This window comes from Brevibacillus choshinensis, from assembly GCF_016811915.1.
In the GTDB taxonomy this organism is placed as follows: Bacteria; Bacillota; Bacilli; order Brevibacillales; family Brevibacillaceae; genus Brevibacillus; species Brevibacillus choshinensis_A.
Map to the genome: position 1 here is coordinate 4,765,482 of NZ_CP069127.1, position 19,519 is coordinate 4,785,000.

The 19,519-nt window shown below is 53.6% G+C and carries 19 protein-coding genes and 1 rRNA gene (1 of these 20 running past the window's edge); 6 read left to right on the forward strand and 14 right to left on the reverse strand.

All coding sequences use genetic code 11. The features are described 5' to 3' along the window. The first annotated feature begins 85 nt into the window (after positions 1 to 85). Positions 86 to 751, forward strand: a complete 666-nt coding sequence (locus JNE38_RS23815; protein WP_203357719.1) for a L,D-transpeptidase family protein — start codon at positions 86 to 88, stop codon at positions 749 to 751. A 192-nt stretch (positions 752 to 943) separates the two neighbouring features. Here JNE38_RS23815 and JNE38_RS23820 read toward each other — a convergent pair whose 3' ends face one another. The 7 genes from JNE38_RS23820 to JNE38_RS23850 form a co-directional block, all read right to left on the reverse strand. After that, positions 944 to 1,660, reverse strand: a complete 717-nt coding sequence (locus JNE38_RS23820; protein ID WP_203353586.1) for an ABC transporter ATP-binding protein — start codon at positions 1,658 to 1,660, stop codon at positions 944 to 946. Next, entirely contained in the window at positions 1,657 to 2,430 is a 774-nt protein-coding gene (locus JNE38_RS23825) for an ABC transporter ATP-binding protein (RefSeq protein ID WP_203353587.1), read from the reverse strand. The genes JNE38_RS23820 and JNE38_RS23825 overlap by 4 nt, the downstream gene beginning before the upstream one ends. Further along, positions 2,396 to 3,379: a branched-chain amino acid ABC transporter permease gene (locus JNE38_RS23830; RefSeq protein ID WP_238933437.1), complete on the reverse strand. Its 984-nt coding sequence runs from the start codon at positions 3,377 to 3,379 to the stop codon at positions 2,396 to 2,398. Before JNE38_RS23830 ends, JNE38_RS23825 begins: the two co-directional genes overlap by 35 nt. A gap of 3 nt (positions 3,380 to 3,382) precedes the next feature. Then, entirely contained in the window at positions 3,383 to 4,285 is a 903-nt protein-coding gene (locus JNE38_RS23835) for a branched-chain amino acid ABC transporter permease (protein ID WP_203353588.1), read from the reverse strand. 23 nt (positions 4,286 to 4,308) lie between these two features. Next, a complete protein-coding gene (locus JNE38_RS23840; RefSeq protein ID WP_203353589.1) occupies positions 4,309 to 5,454 on the reverse strand; it encodes a branched-chain amino acid ABC transporter substrate-binding protein in 1,146 nt (381 codons plus the stop codon). Positions 5,455 to 5,475: 21 nt separating this feature from the next. Beyond that, entirely contained in the window at positions 5,476 to 7,140 is a 1,665-nt protein-coding gene (locus tag JNE38_RS23845; RefSeq protein WP_203353590.1) for a peptide ABC transporter substrate-binding protein, read from the reverse strand. A 222-nt stretch (positions 7,141 to 7,362) separates the two neighbouring features. Beyond that, on the reverse strand, positions 7,363 to 8,430 hold the full coding sequence (locus tag JNE38_RS23850; RefSeq protein WP_203353591.1) for a M24 family metallopeptidase: 1,068 nt from the start codon (positions 8,428 to 8,430) through the stop codon (positions 7,363 to 7,365). 164 nt (positions 8,431 to 8,594) lie between these two features. On the opposite strand from JNE38_RS23850, the gene JNE38_RS23855 reads away from it, so the two are divergent. The 5 genes from JNE38_RS23855 (at position 8,595) to JNE38_RS23875 (ending at position 11,613) form a co-directional block, all read left to right on the forward strand. Then, positions 8,595 to 8,870 (forward strand): (2Fe-2S)-binding protein, encoded by a 276-nt coding sequence (locus JNE38_RS23855; protein WP_428993737.1) that lies wholly within the window; start codon positions 8,595 to 8,597, stop codon positions 8,868 to 8,870. Then, positions 8,867 to 9,202 (forward strand): (2Fe-2S)-binding protein, encoded by a 336-nt coding sequence (locus tag JNE38_RS23860; protein ID WP_203353593.1) that lies wholly within the window; start codon positions 8,867 to 8,869, stop codon positions 9,200 to 9,202. Before JNE38_RS23855 ends, JNE38_RS23860 begins: the two co-directional genes overlap by 4 nt. Further along, positions 9,199 to 10,404 (forward strand): NAD(P)/FAD-dependent oxidoreductase, encoded by a 1,206-nt coding sequence (locus tag JNE38_RS23865; protein ID WP_203353594.1) that lies wholly within the window; start codon positions 9,199 to 9,201, stop codon positions 10,402 to 10,404. The genes JNE38_RS23860 and JNE38_RS23865 overlap by 4 nt, the downstream gene beginning before the upstream one ends. A 166-nt stretch (positions 10,405 to 10,570) precedes the next feature. Then, complete coding sequence (locus JNE38_RS23870; RefSeq protein WP_203353595.1) at positions 10,571 to 10,993, forward strand: VOC family protein; 423 nt, start codon at positions 10,571 to 10,573, stop codon at positions 10,991 to 10,993. 29 nt (positions 10,994 to 11,022) lie between these two features. Beyond that, a complete protein-coding gene (locus JNE38_RS23875; protein ID WP_203353596.1) occupies positions 11,023 to 11,613 on the forward strand; it encodes a TetR/AcrR family transcriptional regulator in 591 nt (196 codons plus the stop codon). A gap of 4 nt (positions 11,614 to 11,617) precedes the next feature. On the opposite strand, the gene JNE38_RS23880 is transcribed toward JNE38_RS23875, so the two are convergent. The 7 genes from JNE38_RS23880 to JNE38_RS23910 all read right to left on the reverse strand — a co-directional run. Next, complete coding sequence (locus tag JNE38_RS23880; protein WP_203353597.1) at positions 11,618 to 12,445, reverse strand: carbohydrate ABC transporter permease; 828 nt, start codon at positions 12,443 to 12,445, stop codon at positions 11,618 to 11,620. Positions 12,446 to 12,459: 14 nt separating this feature from the next. Then, positions 12,460 to 13,761 (reverse strand): carbohydrate ABC transporter permease, encoded by a 1,302-nt coding sequence (locus JNE38_RS23885; protein ID WP_203353598.1) that lies wholly within the window; start codon positions 13,759 to 13,761, stop codon positions 12,460 to 12,462. Between the two features lie 83 nt (positions 13,762 to 13,844). Next, positions 13,845 to 15,191, reverse strand: a complete 1,347-nt coding sequence (locus JNE38_RS23890) for an ABC transporter substrate-binding protein (RefSeq protein ID WP_203353599.1) — start codon at positions 15,189 to 15,191, stop codon at positions 13,845 to 13,847. Between the two features lie 39 nt (positions 15,192 to 15,230). Next, positions 15,231 to 16,286, reverse strand: coding sequence for a Gfo/Idh/MocA family protein (locus tag JNE38_RS23895; RefSeq protein WP_203353600.1), 1,056 nt, complete (start codon positions 16,284 to 16,286; stop codon positions 15,231 to 15,233). A 10-nt stretch (positions 16,287 to 16,296) separates the two neighbouring features. Further along, positions 16,297 to 17,265, reverse strand: coding sequence for a sugar phosphate isomerase/epimerase family protein (locus JNE38_RS23900; protein WP_203353601.1), 969 nt, complete (start codon positions 17,263 to 17,265; stop codon positions 16,297 to 16,299). Between the two features lie 56 nt (positions 17,266 to 17,321). Next, complete coding sequence (locus JNE38_RS23905) at positions 17,322 to 18,326, reverse strand: LacI family DNA-binding transcriptional regulator (RefSeq protein WP_343071717.1); 1,005 nt, start codon at positions 18,324 to 18,326, stop codon at positions 17,322 to 17,324. Positions 18,327 to 18,534: 208 nt separating this feature from the next. Next, positions 18,535 to 19,519: ribosomal RNA gene (locus tag JNE38_RS23910) — 23S ribosomal RNA — on the reverse strand; it runs 1,941 nt beyond the window's last position.

The following is a 19,519-nucleotide window of genomic DNA, read 5'->3' on the forward strand; positions in this document are numbered from 1 at the left end:
CGCACATGATAAGGTCTGTACTGTTACTAACCGGAAAAAGTAGTGATCAGGATTGAATCAAAGCATGAAAATGAAATTCCTTCGAATGGCTGCCTCCCTTTTTATCGTTTTGATCACCGTTCTCTATCACCAGTCTGCTTTTGCGGACCCATCGCTGCCGCTTGTCGAAGATCGTGGGGTTTATTCCATTGACGTTCTCCCTTCCAAACATCAATTGATTGTACGGAAGCATGGAAAGCTCGTAAAAGTCTATCCAGTCGCTGTGGGAAACCCGTCCACCCCTACACCTGTTGGAGAATATAAAGTGATCTACAAAGGGAAAGATTGGGGACCGTCTTTCGGCCCGCGGTGGTTGGGGTTAAATGTTCCTTGGGGTATTTACGGCATTCATGGAACGAACAAACCCTACTCGATCGGCCAGCATGAAAGCCATGGATGTATCCGCATGCACAACAAGCACGTCACGGAATTATTCGATATGATTCCACTCGGAACCAAGGTTACGATATACGGGCATGTATTGGGGCCGCCAAGCCGTAATCCGAGGGATTTGGCAGAGGGAGATGTCGGAGGAGACGTTCAACTGATTCAAAATCGGTTAAAAAGCGCCGGATACTATAATGGGGTTTGTGATGGGAAGTTTCGCTCAAGTACGACCGCAGCTCTTAAAAAGTTTCAACGCGATCGGCGCTTAACCCCGAACGGCGTTGTCAGCATGAAGGTTTACGAAGAACTGGGATTGGTGGAGTGAGAAAAAGCAGCCCTTTTTGTCGGGCTGCTTTTTCCTTTTTTTTCATTCCTTTCGGGAAAAAAACAAGCGAAGGCGCCTGCAGAGGATGCGGCAGTCTCCTCCTCGCCTCGGTGGCATGACCTCTGACAAAATCCGGATCCATTCCATGGTTGTTTCCTCCTTTGTCTGATGAAAGCGAGCAGCATACGATCGCTACGCTCCCAGGTATGCTTTCACAATCGACTCGTCACCGCGCAGCACTTCGGCCGTATTCTCCATGACAATCCGCCCAGTTTCCAGCACGTAGCCGCGATGAGCCAGCCGCAGCGCAGCTTTGGCATTTTGCTCGATCAGAAGAATCGTCGTCCCCTGCTTGTTTATTTCCCTGATGATTTGCATGATCTCTTGCACGATAATAGGGGCTAGCCCCATTGATGGTTCATCCAGCATCAACAGCTTGGGACGGGCCATGAGCCCCCGGCAGATTGCCAGCATTTGCTGCTCTCCACCGCTTAGCGTGCCGCCCAGCTGTCCACTGCGCTCTTTTAGCCGAGGGAACAAAGCAAAGGCCTGCTCGATCCCTTCTGAGATGACCGCTTTCTCTTTTCTCTGAGTAAATCCGCCAAGCTCCAGATTTTCACGGACGGTCAGGCCGGCGAAAATGCGTCGTCCTTCCGGGACATGGATGATGCCCGCCTCTACGATTTGATGGGGAGCATGACCGACCAGACTCTTCCCTTCCAGCAAAATAGCTCCGCTGCCAGGCCGGACCAGCCCGGAGATCGTTTTGAGCGTCGTGCTTTTCCCCGCGCCATTGCTACCGAGCAAGGCAACGATCTCTCCTTGCCGCACTTCGAGAGAAATGCCTTTCAGCGCTTCGATTTTTCCATAGAAGGAGTGAACGTCGGTAAGCGTCAGCAGCGCACTCATACAGCCTCCTCCTCCTTGCCGAGGTAGGCTTCCACGACGCGGGGATTGTTCAAGACGTCCTCAGGAGTGCCTTCTGCGATTTTCTGCCCGTAGTCGAGCACGATGACACGCTCCGAGATTTTCTTGATCAAGCCCATGTCGTGTTCGATGATGACGACCGTTACCCCAAAGGCTTCACGAATGCTGCGAATCAGAGCGATAAGATTCTCCTTTTCCTCATAGTTCAAGCCTGCTGCCGGTTCATCCAGCAAAAGTACCCGCGGCTGCGTCGCTAGCGCCCTGGCGATCTCCAGATACCGCTGCGCTCCGTAAGGCAAATTTTTCGCGATCCGCTCGCATTTTCCCTCCATGTCTACAAAGCGCAGGCATTCCAGCGCGGTTTTCTCGATCAACTGTTCTTCCTGCTGTTGGGCCCGCGTCTGCCAGAGGGCTCCCCAGACAGTCTGCCTCGTGCGTCCGTGCATCCCTGCCTTGACGTTGTCCAGCACGGTCAGATTGGGGAACAGCCGCAAATTTTGAAAGGTCCGGGCCAGCCCCAGGCACGTGATCTGGCTCGGCTTCTTCCCGACCAAATTTTCGTTGCCGAGCAGGATCTGTCCCGAGCTAGGGCGATAAAAGCCAGTGATCATGTTAAACACGGATGTCTTCCCTGCTCCATTCGGCCCGATAATGCTCGTGATCGAGCCGGCCGGAATGTCGAAGCTAAGATCGTTGACCGCTGTCAAGCCGCCGAATTTAAGCGTTATATTTTTCAACATCAAAGCTGACATCGGCTTTGTCCCCCTTTCTCCCTTGCTTTGGGCTAGTCACATAGCGAGCCGGCCACAAGCCTTGCGGGCGGAATAGCATCATGGCGACAAGCGCTGCACCAAAAATCAAGTAGCGCCAATCCTCGACAGACCGCAGCAGCTCAGGCAGCACGATCACCAGAACCGCTCCCAGTACGACGCCGGGAATGCTGCCCAACCCTCCGAGAACGACCGCCAGCAGGATCATGATCGACTGGGTGAAGCTAAAGCTGAGCGGGGCGATCGCACTCATTTTGACGGCAAAAATGGAACCCGCCATGCTCCCGATCACGGCTCCGATCGAGTAGGCCAAAAGCTTCATGTTGATGCGGTTGATCCCCATCGCCTCTGCCGCGTCTTCGTCCTCGCGAATGTACATCCACGCCCTCCCCAGCCGCGACGTCCCCAATCGCCTCACCGCGAGAACCGCCAGCACAGCCACAAGGAGAATCAAATAATAAAAGTCCATTTGCCCTGACAGTACGTAGCTGCCGATGGACGGGCGAGGGATCCCGTAAATTCCCGAAGCCGAACCCGTGATCGTGAGGTTGATCGCCAGAATGCGGATGATTTCTCCAAAACCGAGCGTCACGATCGCCAAATAATCGCTTCGCAGACGCAGGGTTGGCGCCCCTACGATGACGCCGACAATGGCCGCAAACACCATCGCGACAGGCAAAGTGAGCCAAAACGACCAGTGATAGACGGTCATCAGGATACCCGTCGTATACGCACCCACTGCGAAGAACGCCGCATATCCGAGGTCCAAAAGCCCTGCGAAACCAACTACGACGTTCAGCCCTTGGGCCAGTACGACATAAAACAGCGCCAAGGTGGCGACGTCCAGCCAATAGTTATTCGAGAGAAAAGGCAGCAGGCAGAGGACGACGAGCAACAGGATATTGCCAAGCTTTCCTTGAACGAGTCTCATCGGCTACATCCTCTCCGTCACTTTTTCGCCCATGATGCCAGTCGGCTTTAGCACCAGGATGAGAATGAGCAGGGAAAAGGCGACGACATCCTTCCACGAGCCGCCAAACACGAAAGTGCCAGCCGTCTCCATCATGCCGAGCAACAATCCGCCCAGCATCGCTCCCGGAATGCTTCCAATCCCCCCTAATACCGCAGCGGTAAACGCCTTGAGACCGATGATGAAGCCCATCATGAAATTGACGGTTCCATAGTAGGCGCCAGCCATCGTTCCCGCACCTGCCGCCAAGGACGCACCGATGAAAAAAGTGAGCCCGATGACTTTGTGCACGTTGATCCCCATCAAGTGGCAGGCCGTTTGATCAAGGGCGATCGCACGCATGGCCTTCCCGTACAGGGTCCGGCTGATGAACAGATGCAGCCCGAGCATCAAGAGAGCCGCGATCAGGACCAGCCCCATCTGCGTGTACGTAATTTGCGCGCCGAGCACATTCCAGCCATCGTGCGAAAGCTGCAGCGGATAGACCTGGTACTGCGCTCCCCACGCAATCATCGAGCCATTTTCCAGGAAGAGAGAAACGCCGAGCGCGGTGATCAGGATGGACAGCCGGGGAGCGAGCAGCAGCGGCCGGTAAGCCACGCGTTCGATCCCCATCCCGATCACTCCCACGATGGCCATCGTGAGCAGCAGCACGATGACGATGCCCATCAGGCCTGCTCCAGAACCATTGCCATTCAGGATGGACAGCAGCGTGTACCCCACGAATGCCCCCAGCATATACAGATCCCCGTGGGCGAAATTAAGTAATTTGATGATACCGAAAACCATGGTGTAGCCAAGGGCAATCAGACTGTAAAAAGCGCCAATCACCAGGCCGTCCGCCAGCGTCTGAACCAGGATGTCCATTCGTCCACCTTCCCTCCCTGCGCTTATTTGGCCAGCGTAAACTTGCCACCTGCCACTTTCAGCACCGCGAAGTTGGAGGTATCCAAGGTGTTCTGGGCGTTAAAGGAAATGGTTTGTCCGAGCGCCTTGAAGTCTTTGGTCTCTTTGATCGCCTTTTTGAGGGCATCGTGATCGGTGGAGTTGGCCCGTTTCAGAGCGTCCACCAGCAGGTTGACTGCATTGTAGCTGAGGGCGGAGAACGGCCCAGGTGCGAGGTTGTTGTACGTTTGCTTGTACTCGGTCGTGAACGCCTCAGCGCCCTCGATGAATTCTGCTGTCGGGGTGGCGGTAATCAGGAGTCCTTCCGCATTGTCTGCTCCTGCGATTTTGATAATGTCTTCACTGAACGATCCATCCCCCACCATGAACAGACCGGAAACGCCTTTCTGTTTGAACTGCTTCACCATCAAACCGCCAGCGGCATAGTAGCCGGTGAAGTAGGTAGCATCCGGGCCGATTCCTTTCAGTTTGGTAACGAGGGCACTGAAGTCTTTTTCTTCGGGGTTGATGGCTTCATACGCTACCACGGTCCCTCCCGATTTTTCCACTGCCGCTTTGGCGAAGTCGGCTAGGTCTTTCGCATAGGCAGAGTTGTCATGGATCAGTGCGACTTTTTTCGCTTGGTTGGCTCCCATGTAATCCGCAGCGGTCTGTGCCTGGTCCGGTGTCAGACCATTGATCAAAAACAAGGTGTCGTACCCTTGAGCGGGTAATTTGGCAGAGTTGGCGGCAGGAACAATCATCGGAATATTGGCATTTTTGAAGACGCCTGAGGAAGGCAGAGTCGCACCCGAGCAGTAGCCCCCTACGACTGCCGCTACATTTTGCGAGACGAGCTTATTTGCTGCTGTCGTCGCCATTTGCGGATCACATCCGTCATCCGCTACTTCGATCTTCAATTTCTTCCCGAGCACGCCGCCTCCGTCGTTGACCTTTTTGACGGCCATCTCGATGGCATTTTGCATATCTTTTCCATCCGTGGCATTGTTCCCTGTCACTGGCAGCAGCACCCCAACCAGGATCTCATCCCCGCCAGAGGCCCCCGAAGACTGCCCTTGATTCGCACATCCTGCGACAGCCAGCGATAGGCTCAACAGGGCAGCCGTGATCACACTTCTCCATTTCTTCATACCCATTCCCCCGATTGAAAGTTATTCAATATACGCCCATTTCCAGTCGATTGCGCCCAAACCATCCTGGAAGACTCCCTTTACCTTGTCGTTTTTCACCCAAGTATGCGTGTAAAAGTAAATCGGCATGATCGGCATCTCATCCATCATGATTCGCTCTGCCTGGCCCAAGAGCGCTTTGCGCTTTTCCGGATCACCCTCCGTCGCTGATTGGTTCAGGAGCTCCTTGAACTTCGGATGCTCCCAGCGTGTGTCGTTGTTTCCGCCGTTTTTATCTTTGAACAGCTCCAAGAAGTTGATCGGGTCGTTGAAGTCTCCTGACCAGCCCAAGCGTCCCACCTGGTAGTTTCCTTCATGCATGGTTTCGAGGTAAACTTTCCACTCCTGATTTTCCAGCTTTACATCTGCCCCCAGATTTTTGCGCCATTGATCCTGAATGGCTTCTGCGATTTTTTTGTGTCCTTCGGAGGTGTTGTATACGAGAGTGATTGGCGGGAGCTTGGACATGCCTAATTCTTTGAGTCCTTCGTCCAGCAGTTTTTTTGCTGTCTCCTGATCGTTGTCCTTGAAGTAGCCCCCCTGGTTGAGCGCCATCGTCGGGGGTACCGCTGCCATTGCCGGCTGTTGATTCGCCTGCAGGACATTGTCGATCAGGAGTTGACGATCGATCGAATAGGCAAACGCTTTGCGGATTTTAATATTGTTAAAAGGAGGTTTTTCCGTATTGAACTTATACCAATAGGTAGCTCCCACTGGCTTTACCTGGAGCTTGCCGCTGTCCTTCAATGCAGGCATGGCGTCCGTAGGAAGGGAGCTTAGCGGTGAGCCCGCCCAATCGATTTCTCCATTCTCAAACATGGATAGCTCTGTGTTTTCATCCTCTACCATGGAAAATTCGATCTTGTCCAGCTTGACGCTATCTTTGTCCCAGTAGTTGTCATTCTTGACCATCACCATCTTGCTCTTGTGGTCCCAGACTTCCAGCTTATAGGGTCCATTTCCCAAGTGCGTCTTGGCATCTGCGGCCCAGTTTGGATTGGACTCGATCAGCTTTTTATTTACCGGGAAATATGTTTGGAAGGCTGTCAGCTCCAAGAAAAACGGGGTCGGATTCTCAAGCTCCACTTTCAGTGTCTTGTCGCCCGTTGCTTTTACTCCGACATCGTCCAGCTTGCCTTCTCCCTTGTTCGCTTTCTCCGCGTTCTTGATATAGTAGAGCTGATAGGCGTAATTGGAAGCTGTCTTGGGATCAAGCGCCCGCTTCCATGCATATTCGAAATCATGTGCCGTCACTGGTTCTCCGTTGCTCCATTTGGAATCTCGCAGCGTAAAGGTGTAGGTTTTCAAATCAGGAGAGACATCGATTTTCCCAGCCACCGCCTCCACCGGCTTGCCTTCTGGACCGATTCTCGTCAGCCCGTCAAAGAGCGCCTTCGTAATGGCTGCTGACGTCGTATCCTCCGCCAATCCTGGGTCAGCCGTCGGTGGCTCGGAGTGAAGATTCCAGCGCAGCACTTGTTCTGCTTTTGGCTTTTCCGCTGGAGCAGGCTGTGATCCTCCCTGCGGCTGCGTTTGGCTTTGACCGGATTCTGCAGGCTTGGAGGCTTGCTGCCCTCCCCCACATCCGGCCAGCGCAGCCCCCAGTACGGCCACACCGCTGATCAGTGCAAATATACTTCTTTTCAAGTGATCAACCCCCTTTTTCTAAATTAACGATTAATTTGCAATTTACCGAAAATGCAATAGATATGCCAATCTGGAAAATGGAGGAATGGGTCACTATTTGCCACCTCATGTATCAGTTCTTATACACATCCGTGTCTAGTGTCTAGGAAATTATACGGTCATTTGTACAGCATCACAGAAAAACCCTTGACCGCATCTCCAGCAGTCAAGGGTCTCCTCTTCTTACAAAATCATCAAATCGCGAGGGGAATGAGTCAACACCTGATTTCCTTCCTCCGTCACGACGATGTCGTCCTCAATACGTACGCCGCCCAGGTCCGGAATGTAGATGCCTGGCTCGACCGTCAGTACCATTCCCGGCTGAATGGTCGCCGTGCAGCTGGTCGACATGAACGGCTCCTCATGAATGTCCAGCCCCACTCCGTGCCCCATCCCGTGGCCAAAGCGCTCACCGTAGCCTTTTTCCGTGATGTAGTCTCGCGCAAAGGCATCCGCCTCTCTTCCCGTGATGCCCGGTCTTATGCCCGCCACTGCGCGATTGCGCGCCTCAAGCACGATCTCGTAAATGCCTTTCAATTGGGCTGAAGGCTCCCCGACAGCAACGGTACGCGTAATATCGGAGCGATACCCCTCGTACAACGCACCGAAGTCCATGGTTACCATGTCGCCACGCTCGATTTGCTTGCTGCTCGCCACGCCATGCGGCAAAGCTGAGCGATGGCCGGATGCGATGATCATGTCAAACGCAGAGCCTGACGAACCCTGTTTGCGCATGAACATTTCCAGCTCGTTGGACACTTCCAGCTCCGTTATCCCGGGGCGAAGATAATCGATAATATGAGCGAACGCTGCATCCGCAATCTGGGCCGCTGTCTGGATCTTGGACAGCTCCTCAGGTGTTTTGATCAACCGCAGACTCTCGACAACGCCTGATGTCGCGACCATCTCGGTTTTCGCCGCATCTCCATACTTTCGGTGCAGCGCATACGTCAGGTTGTCTGCTTCAAATCCCAGCCTTGTGATTCCCATTTCCTCCGAGAGGCGCGCCACTTCACTGTAAACAGAATCCTTGGTGGGCAGAAACACGATATCGAAATCTTTTGCTTGCGCTTTGGCCTGGGCCGTATATCGAAAATCAGTCAGCAGCTTCGCCTGATCCTTTGAAATGAGGACTACGCCATACGTCCCCGTAAATTGTGTCAAATACCGCCGATTTTGCCCATTGGTCACCAGCAAGCCATCGATTCCGGCCGCGTCAAACCGCTGACGAAGCTTTTCCACTTTCTCCATTCCTGTCATCCTCTCACACCTGTTATTCAAACAGACTTTTCATCTAGCAATGTTCGTGCCATCTATCCATTTCTCTTTACTCGTGTATTTTCCTTTTCTTACCCGCTCGACATGGTGGCATGACACTTGCATTTCGAGGTACACAAGATTGAAAGGAGGACTTCATCATGGACGCACACCAATTGATTGTCTGTCGTTGTGAAGAAGTATCCTTGGCTGAACTGCTGGAAACAGCCGAGGCTTACCAGTGCAGCGCTCGGGAGTTGAAGCTGAGAACACGGGCAGGCATGGGCTGCTGTGGAGGTCGCACCTGTCGGATGCTGGTTGATCAGGTCATCGAACAAGCAACGGGCCACTCGCCATCCCATACGATACCGCTCGGCTACCAGCCGCCTGTACGTCCCATCTCGTTCCAAACACTCGGAGGTCGAAATAGATGAACCAGCGCATTGTACACCACCCTGTCCTTGGCTCCCTGGATGCGGGCAAATCCTTGCATTTTCGCTTTAATGGAACCACGTACCCCGCCTATGAGGGAGAGACGATCGCCGCTGCTCTTCTGGCAAGCGGGGTCCGAACATTGCGGGTACACGAGGAGAAAGGGACGCCACGAGGCATCTACTGCAATATCGGCCATTGCTATGAATGCCGTGTGACCGTGGACGGCGTGCCTACTGTACGTGCCTGCATGACGCTGGTGCAGGACGGAATGGAAGTAACCGCAGGAGTGGTGCTGCCTACTCCATTGAAAAAAGGAGGGCATTCTCAATGATCGATGCTCTCATTATCGGCGCTGGTCCCGCTGGCTTGTCAGCTGCCATCGCTTGTGCCAAGCAGGGTTTATCCGTGCGGATCGTCGACGAGTTTTACCGCGCTGGCGGACGCCTCTTGGGACAGCTTCATCAAGAACCGAACGGCACCTGGTGGAATGGAATGGAAGAAGCGGCACGCCTGGACCGGGAAGCGAGAGCAGCCGGTGTTGAAATCGCGTGCGGCGTATCTGTCTTCAACGTCGTCCCTTCTTCGTCCGGCTGGATCGCTTCTACGACGGAGGGGGAGATCGAGACTTCTCTGCTCCTGATTGCCACGGGTGCTTCGGAAACGGCCGTCCCCGTTCCTGGCTGGACACTGCCCGGCGTGATGTCGATCGGCGCCGCGCAAGTCATGACCAACGTCCAGCGAGTGCGAGTCGGAGAGCGTGGCGTCATCATCGGGGTCAACATCTTATCCGTCGCCATTGCTCGGGAGCTCCAGCTCGCCGGCATCCAGATCGATCGGATGATCCTCCCGCCCGTCTCCACCGTAACAGGAAAAGCCGGGTTCCCAGAGGCTGTCATGCGCTCCTTGCTGCGAGTCGCTCATCTCGCACCTTCCCCCCTCATTCGCTGGGGCAGTCAGCTTATGAAAAGCAGTTGGATGCAGCGTCTTGGAGTCAGTCTCTACCCTTCCCAAGGCTTTTCCATGTGGGACATTCCCATCCAGCTGCGTACGGCTGCTTTGGAGATTGTGGGGACAAACCAAGTGGAGGGTGTCCGCATAGCACGAGTCGCTCCGGACGGCCAGCCCATTCCGGGATCGGAGCAGATCATCCCGGCCGATTTTGTCTGCATCGCAGGTGGTCTAAGTCCCCTGGCTGAATTGGCTGCCATCGCCGGTTGCCCCTTTGCCTATGTCCCTTCCCTGGGCGGCCATGTCCCGATCCACAACGACCGGATGCAAACACCTTTGCCGGGACTTTTTGTAGCTGGGAATATAACCGGTGTGGAAAGCGCCAAGGTCGCTATGGCTCAGGGCATAGTAGCCGGGCTCTCCATGGCCGATGCACATGGGGCATTGGCTGATTCCGCAGAGCTGGAGAATGCCATCCGGCAAGTGGGCATCGTGCGGCAACGGGCCACCATCCAGTTTCATCCCGATATCGACGAGGGACGCGCTACCGTCGGACAGCTGGCTCTTGCCAGTACGGGAAAATAAACTTGTTCCATTGCGAATGAGCAGATTCAGCCTGTGCTGTGTCTGCTTTTTTCTTAGGCCTCTCCTTTCAGATGCAAGAAAATGGAATTTTTACACCCCGCTACTTCACATACATACTGTATGTATGTTAAATTGAACGTACATCCCTTTTAGGAGTGATTGATGCATGAAAATTTCCAGCTCTTATCCTGTGATTTTGACGCAGCAGGTTTCTGACACCGCGAAATTTTACATCGATTCCTTTGGCTTCGTGTCCACCTTTGAGTCTGATTGGTATGTGAGCCTGAAAAATGATCAATCAGGCCACTCGTTTGAACTAGCCATTTTGGATGCGGCGCACTCTACCATTCCTGAAGGGTATCGGCAACCCACAACCGGTCTCATTCTCAACTTCGAGGTGGAGAACGTCGATGCGGAATACAATAGGCTCATCGTCCAGTCGCGCCTTCCTTTGCATCTGGATATCCGTGACGAGGCATTTGGCCAACGGCATTTTATCACGTCCGATCCCAACGGCGTCCTGCTTGATATCATTACGGTCATTCCCCCAACGGAAGCGTTCAGCAGCCAATACGCGGATCATCCCTGATGAGAATTGACCTGTGAGGAGACATCCGCATGAAGCAATCAAAAGAAGAACAAAAAAAGGCAACCATCCGTAAGCTGACGGAAGTAGCCAGAGTATACTTTTCCGAACGAGGATACGCCGACGCCTCCATGGAGGAAATGGTCAAGGAAGCCGGATTGACTCGGGGAGCGCTCTACCATCACTTTAGCAATAAGGAAGGCTTGTTCCATGCCGTCTTGGAGATGGTTCAAGGTGAAATTGCCGAGCGCGTGGAAACGGAAGCGGCAAAAAGCGAAGATGTTTGGGGGCAGCTGATTTTGGGATGTCGCGCCTTCATCTCCGCTGCCGTAGAAAGCCCGAACAGAAGAATCATGCTGATCGATGGCCCCTCTGTGCTCGGCTGGGAGACATGGCGCAGGATGGATGAGCAGCACTCCATGCGATTGCTGCATGATCAGCTGCAGGAGATGCAGGAGCAAGGATATCTGAAGCCGGTTTCGATCACGTGCCTGACCCACTTGCTCTCCGGTGCCATGAACGAGGCCGTGCTCTGGATCTCCCAATTGCCCGAATCGCAGCAAGCTCTCGATGAAGTGACAGAATCGCTTGCCCTGATGCTGGAAGGCTTCCGGGCAAAATAGAAATTCACTCTTTCACTGCCCCAGAGGTCAAGCCGGAGATGATGCGCCGTTGGAAAATCAGGACCACGATGACCAGCGGAACCGTGACGATGATGGAAGCAGCAGATATTTCCCCCCACGGTACCGTAAACATGCCCTGAAACATGACGATTCCCACCGGCACCGTCTTCATCGCCTCCTGCGTATTGAGCGTCAACGCGAACAAAAACTCGTTCCAGGCCGCAATAAATACGAGGATCGCCGTAGTAAATACGCCGGGCATCGCCAGCGGAAAGAAGACTCTCGTCATGGTCTGCCAGATGGAGGCGCCGTCCACCTTGGCGGCTTCCCCCAGATCAATGGGAATCTTGCGAAAGAAAATGGTCAAATTCCAGATGGCGAGCGGCAATGCAAAGGTCGTGTATGGAATGATCAGCCCCAAATAGCTGTTCGTCAAACCCATCGACTGCATGAACATGAAAATGGGCGAGATCGTGGCAATCTGCGGAAACATCGAGACAGCCAGCACGATTCCCAAAATGATCGCCTTCCCTCGAAACTTCAGCCATGCGATGGCATAAGCGGCAAACGCAGCGATCGTGATGGAGTACAGGGTCGTCAGCGCTGCCACAACCGTTGAATTCCACAAGTACCGAGCGAATGGCCGCTCCGTGAATACGCGGACAAAATTGTCGAAGCTCGGGTTTTGAATGATGAAATGAAAAGCTCTCTCCCCAAACAGTTCGCTGGGCGGCTTCAGCGCGGCGATCAGGATCCAGAGAAACGGAAACATCACGATAAAGATAAAAAGGACTAGAAAGACGTAAAACAGCGGTCCCGCTTTTTTCTGCACAGCATTCTCCCTCCCTATCTTCCTCCGCTTTCGCCCAGCAGGTCTGCACCCAAAATTTTGATATAGCCGATGGAAATCAACGCGACGCACAGAAAGACGATGACAGCGAGCGCGGAGCCTTCTCCAAAGCTCATTTGCGCAAACATGGTCTTGTACGCGAGGATGGAAATGGTCTCTGTGGAGTTCGCAGGCCCACCGCCGGTCAAGGCGTAAATCAGGTCAAAAACACGAAATGCATCGAGCGTGCGAAACAGGAGGGATACCAGCAAACTCGACTTGAGCATGGGCAGGGTGATTTTAAAAAACTGCTGAACGCGACTGGCTCCATCCACCTGCGCTGCTTCGTAAAGGCTGTTCGGAATCGTCTGCAGACCGGCAAACAGCAGCAATGCCATGAACGGTGTCGTTTTCCAGACATCCGCCAAAATGACGGAAAACATGGCACCCGCCTTTGTCGTCAAGAGGACACCCATATCGGAAACAAGCCCGGTCACTTCAAAGAGATGGGCCACTATCCCGTTTTGCCCGTCGTATAAATACTTCCACATCATGGCGGAAATGACTGTCGGTATGGCCCACGGAATCAGCACAGTCGCACGCACCAATCCACGCCCGATGAATGGCTTGTTGATCAGCATCGCGATCCACAAGCCCAGCGCCAGCTCGATCGCTACTGAGACGACGGTGAAAAACAACGTATTGTACAAGGCCCCCCACATTCTGCTGTCCGTGAGAAATTGTTTGTAATAAGCGAACCCAATGTAGTTCGGCTCAATCACCGACGCCGAAATGCCTTGGACCACTCCCAAAGCCCCCTCGGGCCTGCTCAGCTGCTTTTGCCTCCCCAAATCGTTTAGGGTCGTCCTGATTGTGTCCAAAGTATGGCGAATGGAATCAATCTGTTCGTCAGACAGCTCTACGTATTTCAATTCGGTCGGGACCGGCTTGAATTCGAGCAGCAATTGGTCAATCTGTTGATAGCGCGCGGCGATCTCCTTGTTTTGCATCAGTGCTGCGTCCATCTGCTCCGCCTGCTGTCTTTGCGCCAGCAGCTGGTCTTTCGCACTCCCTTGGGCCGCATCGGCTTCCTTTTTCAAATATCGGAGAAGGTTGGGGAGCGTGCTGACATACCGTTCCATATCCAGGCCGTAGGAGTTGTGGACTTCTGTTTTCGTCGGATCGTTGAGTCGAATGTCATGCAGGCTGATCCAAAAAGAACGCATGACAGGCCAGATCGCAATGACGAGAATGATGACGACGGCAGGGAATATCAGTAGATAGCCCATCTGCTTTTCCGATAGAGATGCTCGCTTCATCCATTCACCCTCTTCTTTCGTCAATAACCCGCATACGGAAAGGTAAGGCTAGGATGGATGCTCGCACCCACCCTAGCTTTCGCTTACTTTTTCATGAGCCCATTCATTTGAGTCTCCATGTTTTTCACTGCTTGCTCAGCCGTTTGCTGACCCGCGAGCGCTTTGGATACCTCGATCTGGATGACTTCGGAAATTTTCGGGTAGATCGGAGTGGTTGGACGGGATACGGCAGCGCTCACGCCATCGACGAAATCTTTGTTGGCAAACAGCGGACTTGCTTTTTGGACATCTGCTTCATCGTAGGCAGGCAGATAAGTAGGGGCCAGACCGCCATGTACCGCAGAAATTTTTTGGCCTTCAGGTCCAGTCATGAACTTCAGGAATTCCCACGCTTCTTTTGGATGCTTGGTGAATTTGTTGATTCCGCCCATCCAGCCGCCGAGGGCTGCTGCTGATCCGGCATCGCCTGCAGGAAGTGGGGCGATCGCTACTTTGTCTACGATTTTGGATTGTGTCGGATCCTGTGCCATGGCGAATTGATACGGCCAGTTACGAACAAACGGGGATTGGCCTTCGAGGAAAGTGGTGTGCGATTCTGTTTCGGTGAACGTGGTGATGTTTTTCGGGACGAAGTCGGATTTGACGATCTCGATCATCTTTTTCAAGCCTTTGATCGTTCCCGGGTTGTTGACTGCGACATTCCCCTGCTCATCGAGGATTTTTCCGCCGTAGGATGCGCTGAATTCGACGAAGTTGCACACCAGACCCTCATACTGCTTGGCTTGCATCAGGTAGCCGAACTTTGCTCCGTCTTTGCCATTCAGCGCTTTGGCCTGTGCGATCAGGTCATCCCAGGTTTTGGGCGGTTCTTTTACCAAGTCCTTGCGATAAAAGAGCAGTCCGGCGTCAATGAACTTCGGCATGGTCCACTGCTGGCCACCGAAGTTGCCTGCATCCATAGCCCCTTTGATGTACTTGCCTGTATCGATTGCGTCCTGTTCCATCAAGCGGTCGAGGGGAAGGAGGTAGCCTGCTTGCGCAAATTCGGCTGGCCAAATCACGTCGAGGTCGAATACGTCGATTTCGGAGGACTGGGCGCTGAACATGGTGACGTATTGATCGTGGCTTTGCCCCGTATCAGAAGGCATTTCTCGTATTTCCACCTCTATGTCGGGATGCGCCGCCGTAAACGCTTCGACCAGCTTCTTCGTCGAGTCCGTAGAATCCTTCCCGCGGGCATATACCAGCTTCACTTTTTCAGCCGCAGGAGGGGTTGCATCAGGCTTCGGTGCTTCCGTGCTGGCTGGCGGTGCAGGCTGCCCTGAAGCGGGTGCAGGTGCTGATTGCTGCGGAGCGCCGGAACACGCCGCCAAGGAGAGAAGCATGGAAAAGGTCAACCCTACAGATGTAAGCCCTTTCAAAATCTTCATTTCACTTACCCCCTTATTTGTTTGGAAAGGCGAGAGCGTCTACAGCATTACTGCCTCACCCGACTGCGCGGAGGCATAGATGGCCTCGATCAGCCGATTGATGTACAGGGCTTGTTCCGGCGTGCAGAGTGGCGTTGCTGTCCCCGCTATCGAGTCAACGAAGTTTTGGAACAGCCGCACTCTTTCTTTGTCGTGACTCGGAACAATCTCCGTGGTGGCGGGAGTGCCATTCCAATCCTGGTACAGCGTGAGGCGATTCTCCATCAGATTGAGCGAAGTCCCCCCTTCCCTTCCGTACAGATTGAGGAAAACGTTTTCCTTTTCAATATGAGAGGCCCAGCTCGCATCCAAGGTGAGCGTCAATCCGTTTTCAAACGTAATCATGGCGACGGCCATGTCCTCCACATCAAAATGGCCCTTTTCATCCCTGCGTCCCCACTCTGACAGCCCTTTCTTGTGCGGCCCGAATTGCGCGTACGTCTGCCCCAGCACGGACACGGGCTTGGGATGCCCCAACAGCCACAGCGTCAGATCGAGCATATGTACGCCGATGTCGATCAGCGGTCCTCCTCCCGCCAGCTCTTTTTGCGTGAACCAGCTTCCCCAGCCCGGTATGCCGTTTCTCCTGACCCAGCCTGTCTTTGCGTGATACACCGGACCGAGCCTGCCTTCGTCCACCAAGCTCTTGACGTACCTCGCATCGCTTCGAAACCGGTTGTTCTGCCCCACCATGAGAATTTTGTCCGCTTGCTTTGCTGCCTGGATCATTTCCTCCGCTTGCTGGACATCCATCGCCATCGGCTTTTCGCAAAGCACATGCTTGCCTGCTGCGAGTGCAGCAATGGCAGTCTCGGCGTGCAGATAATTGGGTACGCAAATGACCACAGCATCGATGTCTGGCACTGCCAAAAGCTCCCGAAAGTCCGTATAGACCTCTGGAATGTGGTGCCTTGCTGCTCGATTTGCTGCAACCTCGTGCGCTACATCGGCAATGGCAGCCACCTGCGCCCTAGGCTCTTCCCTGATCGCTTCGAGATGTGCTTCGGAAATCCCGCCTGCTCCGATCATTCCGATGTTCCACCGTTTGGTAGCCATGCTCCCCCTCCTATACCCACCACAGATTGTTTACGGGCTCTCGCAAAATGACCTGCTGCAGATTGTGGACGGCTCGCTGAAAGCCTTCTTCGATGGACATGATGGCATCCTCGTGCTCAATGCTGACGACGTAATCATAGCCGTTCATGCGCAAGGCGCTCATCATGTCTGCCCATGTCTGCTGATCGTGGCCGTAGCCAACCGTGCGGAAATACCAGGCGCGTTCATTCAGATTGGCGTAGGAATTCATGTCGGTCAATCCGTACATGTTCACCTTATCCTGATCGATGTACGTATCCTTCGCATGGAAATGGTAGATGGCTTTTTCTTTCCCTAAAATCTTGATCGCGGCAACCGGATCGATTCCTTGCCACCACATATGGCTCGGATCAAAGTTGGCGCCGACTCCTTCTCCGACCTGCTCGCGGAGCTTCAGCAATGTCCCAGGCGTATGGACCAGGAAGCCGCCATGCAGCTCGAGCGCTACTTTTACGTGGTGAGAAACCGCATAGGCTGCGGACTCCTTCCAGTACGGAATCAGTTTGTTTTCCCATTGCCACGTCAGCACATCCCTGTATTCATTCGGCCAAGGGGCCACCGGCCAGTTCGGAAAGACGGCACCTTCGTGATCGCCTGCCGTTCCGGAAAAGCAATTGACGACGGGCACCTCCAGCTTTTCTGCCAGCCGTACCGTTTTGAGAAAGGTCTCATGGGACTCGCGGGCAAATGCCTTGTCGGGAGTCAATGGATTCCCATGGCAGCTGAACCCACTGATGATCAAGCCGCGATCCTCCACCGCTTTTTTGTAGGCACGAAGCTTTTCCGGGCTTTCCAGCAGTTCGTCCAGATTGCAATGCGCGTTTCCTGGATACCCTCCTGTTCCGATTTCGACTGCCTCCAAGCCTGCAGCCTGCACATGATCGAGCATTTCCTCCAGTGTCTTTTCCCCGAATAACACCGTGAACACGCCAAGTTTCACACTTCTTCACCCCTTTAGTCAGTCAGCGATATCTATGTGTGGAATCTTGCTGCCCGTTACCCAATGGACTTTACGGATTGGCGTATGACGAGATCGTGCGGGACGGTGCTCATTCTTTCGATCGGCTCGTTTCGCAGCTGCTTGAGGAGCTGCTCTCCCGCCGCCCTTCCGTACATGTACGGGTCATTGTGCACAGTACTGAGCATGGGCCTGGTGAGGGAGGCAATTTCCAGATTGTCAAAGCCCATGACGGAAACATCTTCCGGTACTCGAATGCCTTCATCGTGCAAGTAATTCAATACCCCGACGGCCATCAGATCGGTGGCAACAAAAATGGCAGTCGGCCGCTCCTGTTCTTCAAAAATCCGCTTTACCGCTTCGTAACCGCTCTTGGCGGTGAATTCTCCTTCTGCCACAAAGCCTTCCGGAATGGGCAGCCCGTGTGCCCGCATCGCTTTTCGATACCCGCCCATCCGATCCAGGCCGCATGGCGGATCCCATAGGGGGCCGCAGACACAGGCGATCCGGCGATGTCCCTGGGATATCAAATAGGCGGTGGCGTCATAGGATGCCTGCACGTTATTGACGTTGACCGTGGGGATTTGATAGCCATGCAGGTCGTGTCCGGTTACTACCATGGGGACCTGCATTTCCTGCAGAAACTGAATGTTTCCCTCCAGAAAATGAACGCTCGCCAAAATGACTCCATCAATCTGCTTTTCTTTGAACAGCCGCAAATACTTCAGTTCCTTTTCAACAGCCTCATCGGATATCGCGAGAAACATGCTGTAATCGAATTCACTGATGACACTGTCTACGCCGTAGAGAAGATTGGAATAAAAGTTATTGGATATATCGGGAATCATGACCCCTATAATGCGGGTTTCCTTGCTGACCAAGCTCCTTGCGATCGCATTTGGCTGAAAACCGGTTTCCTCCACCACTCGCATGACTTTTTCCCGCAATTCGGGGCGAACTGGCTTGGAATTGTTCAATACTCGGGAGACGGTGGCAATCGATACGTTTGCAAGCTGTGCAATGTCTTTAATAGTGACTGTGATGGTTTTTCACTCTCTTTCCCTTAATTAGGAAAACGGTTTCCTACTCACAAAATACACCCGCCTATTATTTTTGTCAATATTCTGTCAATTGCCTTTTTCCGACAAAGCAAAAAGCTGCATTCGTCATTACTTGTCAAATAAGTAATCACGAATGCAGCTTTTCCTGTTCATTCCTTCAAAACTGAATCTGCATGTTTGCCAAGAGTGTGTGGATAAGTCCTCGACCGATTAGTATTCGTCAGCTCCACGTGTTACCACGCTTCCACACCGAACCTATCAACCTCATCGTCTATGAGGGGTCTTACCAGCTTGCGCTGTGGGAAGTCTCATCTTGGAGGGGGCTTCACGCTTAGATGCTTTCAGCGCTTATCCCGTCCGCACATAGCTACCCAGCTGTGCCACTGGCGTGACAACTGGTGCACCAGCGGTGCGTCCATCCCGGTCCTCTCGTACTAAGGACAGCTCTCCTCAAACTTCCTACGCCCGCGACAGATAGGGACCGAACTGTCTCACGACGTTCTGAACCCAGCTCGCGTACCGCTTTAATGGGCGAACAGCCCAACCCTTGGGACCTACTTCAGCCCCAGGATGCGATGAGCCGACATCGAGGTGCCAAACCTCCCCGTCGATGTGGACTCTTGGGGAGATAAGCCTGTTATCCCCAGGGTAGCTTTTATCCGTTGAGCGATGGCCCTTCCATGCGGAACCACCGGATCACTAAGCCCGACTTTCGTCCCTGCTCGACTTGTAGGTCTCGCAGTCAAGCTCCCTTCTGCCTTTACACTCTACGAATGATTTCCGACCATTCTGAGGGAACCTTTGGGCGCCTCCGTTACCTTTTGGGAGGCGACCGCCCCAGTCAAACTGCCCACCTGGCATGGTCCTCTCGCCCGATAAGGGCGACGAGTTAGAAACTCCGTACATCAAGGGTGGTATCCCACCGACAGCTCCACAGAGGCTGGCGCCCCTGCTTCTCAGCTTCCCACCTATCCTGTACATGATGCACAAAGTTCCAATACCAGGCTACAGTAAAGCTCCATGGGGTCTTTCCGTCTTGTCGCGGGTAACCTGCATCTTCACAGGTATTATGATTTCACCGGGTCTCTTGCCGAGACAGCGCCCAAGTCGTTACGCCTTTCGTGCGGGTCGGAACTTACCCGACAAGGAATTTCGCTACCTTAGGACCGTTATAG